Source organism: Streptomyces sp. NPDC048496, assembly GCF_043200055.1.
In the GTDB taxonomy this organism is placed as follows: domain Bacteria; phylum Actinomycetota; class Actinomycetes; order Streptomycetales; family Streptomycetaceae; genus Streptomyces.
In genome coordinates, this window is sequence record NZ_JBICXB010000102.1 from 1 (window position 1) to 7,028 (window position 7,028).

Below are 7,028 nucleotides of genomic sequence, written 5' to 3' on the forward strand. Positions count from 1 at the left end.
TCGAGACGGCCGTCCTCGTGCCCGCACCCACCCCCCTTCATACCGCTGACCAGCAGCGACGGGCATCGGCAGACCTATCTACAGCTGCCGTAACTCCGCGACGTGTTCAATGCGATTCTCTATCTGAACCGCACCGGAATCCCCTGGAAGTATCTCCCGCACGACTTCCCCGGACACGGCACCGTCTACTTCTACTACGCCGCCTGGCGCGACGAGGGAATCTTCGCCCAGCTCGACTACGACCTCACCGCTCTGGCCCGCGTGAAGGAGGGACGTAAGCCCGAGCCGACAGCCTCCGTCATCGACACCCAGAGCGTGAAGACCTCCACCAACGTGCCCGTGACCAGCCAGGGAACCGATGCGGCGAAGAAGATCGTAGGCCGGAAGCGAGGGATCCTCACCGACACAATCGGCCTGATCCTCGCCGTGACCGTCACCGCCGCCAGCCTCTCCGAGAACGCCTTGGGAATACGCCTCCTCGACCAGGCCAAAACCACCTACCCGACCATCGCTAAGAGCTGGGTCGATACCGGCTTCAAGAAGGCCGTCGTTGAACACGGGGCGAAACTCGGAATCGACGTCGAAGTCGTCGACAAGAACCCCGGAACCCGCGGCTTTCACGTTCTGAAAAGGCGTTGGGTGGTGGAGCGGAGTATCGGTTGGATCATGATGCATCGCCGCCTCGCCCGCGACTACGAGACCCTCACCGCCAGCTCCGAAGCCATGATCCACGTCGCGTCGATCGACAACCTCGCCAAGCGCATAACAGACGAAACCACGCCAACTTGGCGAGGAACTTACTAGTGCATAAGCGGCAATTCGGCTAGATCAAACGCCCTCTCAGATACCTTCGGTTGCAAGCGACTTGACGGCGAGGGCGAGCTGGTCGACGCGGCCGGTGGCTTCGACGGCGTAGAGGACGCCGGAGGCGCCGAGCGCACGGGCGATGTCGCACACGTACAGGCCGATGCTGCCCCGGGTGACGACCAGGACCCGGGCTCCGGGCCAGGCTTTGAGGTGCGGGGCGGGCGACCAGGCGCCAGGACAGGGACCAGTTGTCGCTGGCGGAGGCCATGGCGACCGGGTCGAGGCCGGCCGGCAGCGGGACCAGCATGGCGTCCGACGCCTCCGGAGCCGAGGAAAATCCTAAAGGTTATGAAATATGCCACAGAACGCAATGTTCAATATTCAACTTATTTGCGGGTAGCGTCACTCCTGCCCCACCACCCCGGGGCGCCGCCAGGGCCTGCACCCAAAGGGCTCCGGCACAGAACAAGGAGAAAGATCATGAATCACACCTTCGGACGTCGCGCCGCCGCCACGGCCGTCGCTCTCGCCGCCGCAGCCGGCGCCCTGCTGACAGCGGGCGGCACCGCCTCGGCAGCCCCGAACCCTGAGGCCGGCCACGCCGCGGTCGCCTCCCACGCCCCGGTCGCCACGCCGTACGGCGACCACCACGGCGACCGGGACGGCTGGAGCGACCGAAACGGAAACGACCACCGCTGGAGCGACCGCAACGACCACCGCGGCGACCGGCGCTGGGACGGCCACCGCCGCTGGGAGCGGGAGGGCCGCTACTGGTTCAGCGACGACCAGGGTCACCGTTACCGCTTCGACAACCACCGCTTCTACCAGTGGGAGCGCGGCGCATGGGTCGTCGTGACCGGCAACGCGCACGGCTTCGACTACAGCATCTTCCGCTGACCGCACGGACCATGGCGAGCGCCGGGCCCGGGCACCGTTCCTACCGCCCGGGCCCAGCGCCCCCGGCCCCGACACGCGCCGAACCATGACCAGTTGCGTAGACCACATGCTCGACATGGAGCTCGCGTCCCCTCTGGGTGAGCGGATCTTCGTGCCGACCCACCTGCTCTACAGATCGCAGGACCCGCTCGCCGTGCAGCTCCTCTTCCAGGACGGTCCCCAGGGCCTGATCCCGTGGGTCTTCGCACGCGACCTTCTCGCCGCGGGGACTCGGACCCTCAGCGGGGAGGGTGACGTGCGGGTCTGGCCCGCCGAAACCGGCCCCGAGGCGCTCCTGCACCTTCTCCTGTCCTCCCCCCACGGGTCCGCCCACCTCACGGCCTCACTCCCGGCGGTCGAGCGGTGGCTTCACCGCACATACCAGCTCGTGCCCGCCGGCAGGGAAACCGAGGCGCTGGACCTCGAAACCCACCTCGCCCAATTCCTGGACGGAGCACCCTGAACCGTTCCGGGATCTCTGGAGGTTCGTTTTCAGCACACGCCCGAGCCCCTTGCCGGCCCGGCGCTGGCGGTGACGGGCCAGCGCAACGGCAGCGAAGACGGCGCACCCAGGGGCACCACGGGTGACCGTGGCCGACGTCACGAGGCCAAAACGGACAAACGATGCCATCATCAATGTCGTGCAAGATTCAACCATCCGGCTGGAGCGCCCGCCGGTGACGATGGCAGAGCCGGTACGCCGCCTCACCGGCCGGCTCCGCACCAAGCGGGGCGACCACGTGGTGCACGGCGCCAAAACCCTCATCGCAGCACTGCTCACCTGGGGCATCGTGGCCCCTTGGTCCCCCGAGGGCCGGCCCTACATGGCGGTCGCCACGGCTCTGCTCATGGTCAACGCCTCCACGGTCCACCAGTCCGTGACCAAGGCGACACAAAGTGTAGTGGCGAGGGTTGCCGGGCTGATCCTCGCCCTCGCGACGGCCCGGCTGCTGGGACCGACCGCGGGCGCCGTCGCGGTCATCGCGGTCATCGCGGTCCTGGCAGGTCCCCGCCGCACCGCTGACGACCGTCTCCAGGTCGCCTCCACCGCAGTCATCGCGCTGGCCGCCACCGCAACCGATCCCATGGGCAGTCTCGTGTCCCCCGCGCTCCAGACGCTCACCGGCGCGGCCGCGGGCATCGCGGTGAACGCTCTCGTCCTGCCCCCGCTCTACCTGAACGAGTCCGATTCCGCCGTACGCGACCTCGCCCGCTCCATGGGAACACTGCTGCACGACATGGGTACGGGCCTCTCCCGGCGACAGCTCACCTCGAAGGCCCACAACTGGCTGCACCAGGCACGCAACCTGGACAAACGCCTCACTCGCGCAGAGGAACTGGTGCGGCAGGCCGACGAGAGCCTGCGGTGGAACACACGCTGCGTCGCGCACACGCGACGCAAGGAGACGACCTCCAACGACACATTCATGGCCTTGCGCGGCGTGTCGATCCAGGTACGCGGAATCGCACGGACCCTGGCCGACAACGCGCACGACAACCACGCCGATCACCACCTGGGGCACCAGTTCCTCGACCGGTACGCCGAAACCCTCCAACTGGCAGGAGCGGCCGTCCAGGCATTCGCCGAATCGGGCCCGGCGACCGGCTCACCGGACACATCTCCCCGTGAACGCCTGCGCGGCGCAATCGACAGCGCACTGGCCTGGCACGACACCATGACCGACATGATCGGCAGGGGCACCCTCACCAAGCCGGGCGCCTGGCACGTCTACGGCTCACTCATGACCGACGTGGAAAGGCTGCTGGCCGACCTGGACCGCGCGGACACTCTCACTGACTGAGCGTTTCACCCGGTCCACACGGCCTTCGACCACGCCCGGACTCTCGGGTCAGGGCCGAAGAAGCACTTGGCGTCGTCCCGCAGCAGATCAGCCACCCCTGCATGCAAGCGCGCCGAGGAACTGATCCGTCGGGGGCATCCTTCCCGGCGGTCACGGCCGATGCCTACTGAAAGGGAACGGCTTCGGCCTCCAGGCCTGGGCAAGACCCCGGAACGTCGGCAGCACCCGGTTCCGCTCCACCAACGAGCAGGTCGAGCAGCACCGAGCCGACGGCGGGCCGGTCGTCAGCATCGGCGCGCGGAAAAAGGAGTTGCTCTGCCGGCTGCTCAACTCCGGGCGGCGGGCGACCGATGAGGGGCTACCCGAAGTATTCCGACGCAACGATTCTTCGGGGCATGGCGTACCTCACGACACAAGTAGTTCATCGCTCAACCATTTCGGGGTACTGTCGTCAGTGCCTGATGAAAGGCAAGCCCTCACGGCCTGTTGTGCAGGTCACGGGGTAAGCAAGGAGGAAAGATCATGGCTTTCAGGATTGCGCGACGCGCTGCTGTCGCGGCCGCTTCTGTGACGGTCGCAGCGGCCGGACTCCTCGCGACGGGTGGTCCCGCCTCGGCAGCGGCCCTCCCGACCGATGACCGGGCAGCCGTCGTTTCCCACCCCGTGCGGCTCCTCGACACTCATGACGACAGCCGGCACGGCAGCTGGGACGAGGGCCGGGGCGGCTACGACGACCGTCGACGCTGGGTCAGTGACCAGATCGAATGGATCCGGGACCACGACCGAGTCAGTCACCAGATGAGCGACGACGACAGCCGTCGACGCTGGGTCACTGACCAGATCGAATGGATCCGGGACCACCATGGACCTCACCACTGGGTCCAGGAACACGAGGCGCGTTCATACCGCTGACGGCCACCGTTGGTTCATGTGGAACACCACGGCTGCAGACTTCGATCACACGCGGCCATAGGCTCCGCCGATGGCCGGGATGGCTGACATCTCTTGGACGCCGCGGGCCACGCCCTGGCACGGTGGGTGAGCTGAACTGATCTTCGTGGAGTCCTTGAAGCCTGGGTTACGATCCAGGCGTAAGGAGACCACAGCAGTGCCAGCACCCCGTAAGTACCCCGATGAACTCCGTGAGCGCGCCGTCCGCGAGGTCCGCTCGACCGGACGTCCCGTGGCCCATGTCGCTCGCGACCTCGGCATCCACAAGGAGGCCCTGCGCTCGTGGGTCCGCCAGGCCGAGGCCGACGCCGGCGAGCGTGACGACCGCCTCACCACCGCCGAACGCGACGAGCTGAAGGAACTCCGCAAGGAAAACGCCGAGTTGAAGCGGGCCAACGAGATCCTGAAAGCCGCCTCGGTGTTTTTTGCCCAGGAGATCGACCGTCCCCGGACGAGGCCGAGCAGGTGATCGACCACCTGCGCGACAAGGGCCTCGGGGTCGATCCCGTCTGCCGGGTGCTGGACCTGTCACCGTCGACGTACTTCGCGCGCAAGACGCGCCCGAGGTCGGCCCGCCGCCTGCGTGACGAGGAACTGATTCCGCTGGTCACAGCTGTGTGGGAGGAGTCCGGCCGCACCTACGGCGCCCGCCGGGTCACCCGCGCGCTGGGCCGCGCAGGGCATCAGGTGGCACGCTGCACCGTCGAGCGGCTGATGCGCGAGCTCCGCATCGAGGGCGTCATCCGCGGTCAGCGGCGCCGCACGACGGTCCCGGAGCCGGCCGCCCCGCGGCCGCCCGACCTGGTCAACCGCCGCTTCGTCGCCGAGCGACCGAACCAGTTGTGGCTGGCCGACCTGACCTACATCCGGACCTGGTCGGGCTGGGTCTACGTGGCGTTCGTCCTGGACGCGTACTCCCGCCGGATCGTGGGCTGGCAGGCCGCCACCCACATGCGCACCGACCTGCCGCTGGACGCGCTGGAGATGGCACTGTGGCGGCAGAAGATCAAGAAGGACGCCGGCCTGATCCACCACAGCGACCGCTGGTCGCAATACGTGTCCATTCGCTACACAGAGCGACTGTCGGAGGTCGGTGCCTCCGCGTCCGTCGGCTCGGTCGCGGACTCGTACGACAATGCGATGGCCGAGGCCCTGAACGGAACGTTCAAGGCCGAATTGATCGAGCATCAGGGGCCGTGGCGGGACTTCGACGAGGTCGAGCGGGCCGTCTTCCAGTGGGTCGCGTGGTACAACGGTGAACGGCTCCACTCCGCCCTCGGCTACGTACCACCTGACGAGTACGAACAGGCGTACTGGGCGAGACTGGAGCAAGTCCCGCAGACCGCTTGATCACACGATCGCGGACTCCACGGAAGTCGGGGCAGCTCAGTGCTCGGCCTGGCGCCGGGGTGGGCAAGCCGTCGCGGAGGGCGGCTTGCCCAGGTTCCCCTTCGGCTTACCCGGGAGCGTCGGTGACGCGGCGCATCATGCGGCCGATGCGGGACTTGGGCTGGCGGGCGAGTTCGACGCGGCAATTGGGGCAGTGCTGCCCGTCGGCCGGCGGAACCTCTTCCCAGTCCTCGCGTGGGTCCAGACGGTAGGGGTCGCCGTTCAGCGGGCCCTGGCATTGCCCGCAGACCGGGTCCGGCATCCGGGCCACCGCCTCTTTCGCCTGGCGCTCCAGTTCGGCCCTCTGCTCCTGGCGCTGCCGCTCGCGTTCCGCCTCACGGGTCTCCCGGGCGGCCTGGCACTCGCCGTCGCGGGCGCGGTAGGCGCGGATGTCGTCGGGGGGCGCTGTCACGTTGTTGAGTGTGTGAGTGCCTGATGGCGTGTTGGGTGTGGTGGGGCCGGGTTTCGGCTCCGGGCTCAGGCTGCGGTGGGCAGGGCGGTGGCGCTGGTGATCTGGTTCCAGATGGCGAAGCGGGTGGTCATCTCGGTGCGGTATTCGGGGGCGGTCATCAGGTGGCGGCGTGGTCGGGAGTGGGGTGGGATGCCGCTGAACGCGGACAGGAACTGCTGGGCTCCGCCGACGCTACGGAAGCCTTTCATGGCGCGTTCGCGCTGCCGGGTGGGCTGGTGGCTGTTGTCTGCCCGGTTGTTGAGGCCCTTGTGGGAACGGTGTTCCACGGAGGGCATCACCTCTCGGTGAGCCGCGCTGTAGGAGCGGAGCTTGTCAGTGACGATCACCCGTGGCACCGTGCGGGTCGTCTTCAGCAGGCGGCGGGAGAAGCGCCGGGCTGCGGCTTTGTTCCTTCGGCCCTGGACCAGGATGTCGAGCACGTTGCCGTCGGCGTCGACGGCCCGGCACAGGTACTGCTGCTCTCCGTTGATCTTGATGAAGACCTCGTCCAGGTGCCACTTGTCGCCCGGCTGCACACGCCGGCGGCGTAGGCCGTTGGCGTAGGCCTGCCCGAACTTCGCACACCAGCGGCGGACGGTCTCGTGGGAGACGACCACGCCGCGCTCGGGCATCAGCTCCTCGACCTCGCGGAACGACAGCGGGAAGCGGTGGTACAGCCACACACAGTGGGC

The 7,028-nt window shown here is 67.8% G+C and carries 7 protein-coding genes and 2 pseudogenes; 6 read left to right on the forward strand and 3 right to left on the reverse strand.

All coding sequences use genetic code 11. The features are described 5' to 3' along the window. Nucleotides 1-93: 93 nt before the first annotated feature. A pseudogene (locus ACGFSA_RS34475) lies at nt 94-804 on the forward strand (IS5 family transposase); the annotation flags it as partial. A gap of 39 nt (nt 805-843) precedes the next feature. Here the strand turns inward: ACGFSA_RS34475 and ACGFSA_RS34480 are convergent. Further along, nucleotides 844-1,123: pseudogene (locus ACGFSA_RS34480) on the reverse strand (dehydrogenase); the annotation flags it as partial. A 164-nt stretch (nt 1,124-1,287) separates the two neighbouring features. Between ACGFSA_RS34480 and ACGFSA_RS34485 the strand changes: the two are divergent. The 5 genes from ACGFSA_RS34485 to ACGFSA_RS34505 all read left to right on the forward strand — a co-directional run bounded on the left by ACGFSA_RS34485 (nt 1,288) and on the right by ACGFSA_RS34505 (nt 5,846). Then, nucleotides 1,288-1,704, forward strand: coding sequence for a hypothetical protein (locus ACGFSA_RS34485; RefSeq protein WP_393310032.1), 417 nt, complete (start codon nt 1,288-1,290; stop codon nt 1,702-1,704). A gap of 85 nt (nt 1,705-1,789) precedes the next feature. Continuing rightward, nucleotides 1,790-2,206, forward strand: a complete 417-nt coding sequence (locus ACGFSA_RS34490) for an SsgA family sporulation/cell division regulator (RefSeq protein WP_393310034.1) — start codon at nt 1,790-1,792, stop codon at nt 2,204-2,206. 178 nt (nt 2,207-2,384) lie between these two features. Further along, on the forward strand, nt 2,385-3,545 hold the full coding sequence (locus ACGFSA_RS34495; RefSeq protein ID WP_393310036.1) for an aromatic acid exporter family protein: 1,161 nt from the start codon (nt 2,385-2,387) through the stop codon (nt 3,543-3,545). Between the two features lie 522 nt (nt 3,546-4,067). Continuing rightward, the gene (locus ACGFSA_RS34500; protein ID WP_393310038.1) at nt 4,068-4,457 is read left to right on the forward strand and encodes a hypothetical protein; all 390 of its coding nucleotides are present in this window, start codon (nt 4,068-4,070) and stop codon (nt 4,455-4,457) included. Between the two features lie 196 nt (nt 4,458-4,653). After that, nucleotides 4,654-5,846, forward strand: a protein-coding gene (locus ACGFSA_RS34505; RefSeq protein ID WP_393310040.1) for an IS3 family transposase whose coding sequence is annotated in 2 segments (ribosomal slippage) — nt 4,654-4,918 and nt 4,918-5,846 — 1,194 coding nt in all. Because the reading frame shifts where the segments join, the coding sequence is not laid out codon by codon here. A 106-nt stretch (nt 5,847-5,952) separates the two neighbouring features. Here ACGFSA_RS34505 and ACGFSA_RS34510 read toward each other — a convergent pair. Together ACGFSA_RS34510 and ACGFSA_RS34515 are read right to left on the reverse strand one after the other, a co-directional pair. Continuing rightward, nucleotides 5,953-6,297, reverse strand: a complete 345-nt coding sequence (locus tag ACGFSA_RS34510; RefSeq protein WP_393310042.1) for a hypothetical protein — start codon at nt 6,295-6,297, stop codon at nt 5,953-5,955. 65 nt (nt 6,298-6,362) lie between these two features. Further along, nucleotides 6,363-7,028: IS6 family transposase (locus ACGFSA_RS34515; RefSeq protein WP_393310044.1), on the reverse strand; the 666-nt coding region annotated here is incomplete at its 5' end.

Excerpts from the sequence above, each read along its gene's own strand:
- ACGFSA_RS34500 (WP_393310038.1), top strand. The coding sequence starts at position 4,068 with ATGGCTTTCAGGATTGCGCGACGCGCTGCTGTCGCGGCCGCTTCTGTG.
- ACGFSA_RS34490 (WP_393310034.1), top strand. The coding sequence starts at position 1,790 with ATGACCAGTTGCGTAGACCACATGCTCGACATGGAGCTCGCGTCCCCT.
- ACGFSA_RS34485 (WP_393310032.1), top strand. The coding sequence starts at position 1,288 with ATGAATCACACCTTCGGACGTCGCGCCGCCGCCACGGCCGTCGCTCTC.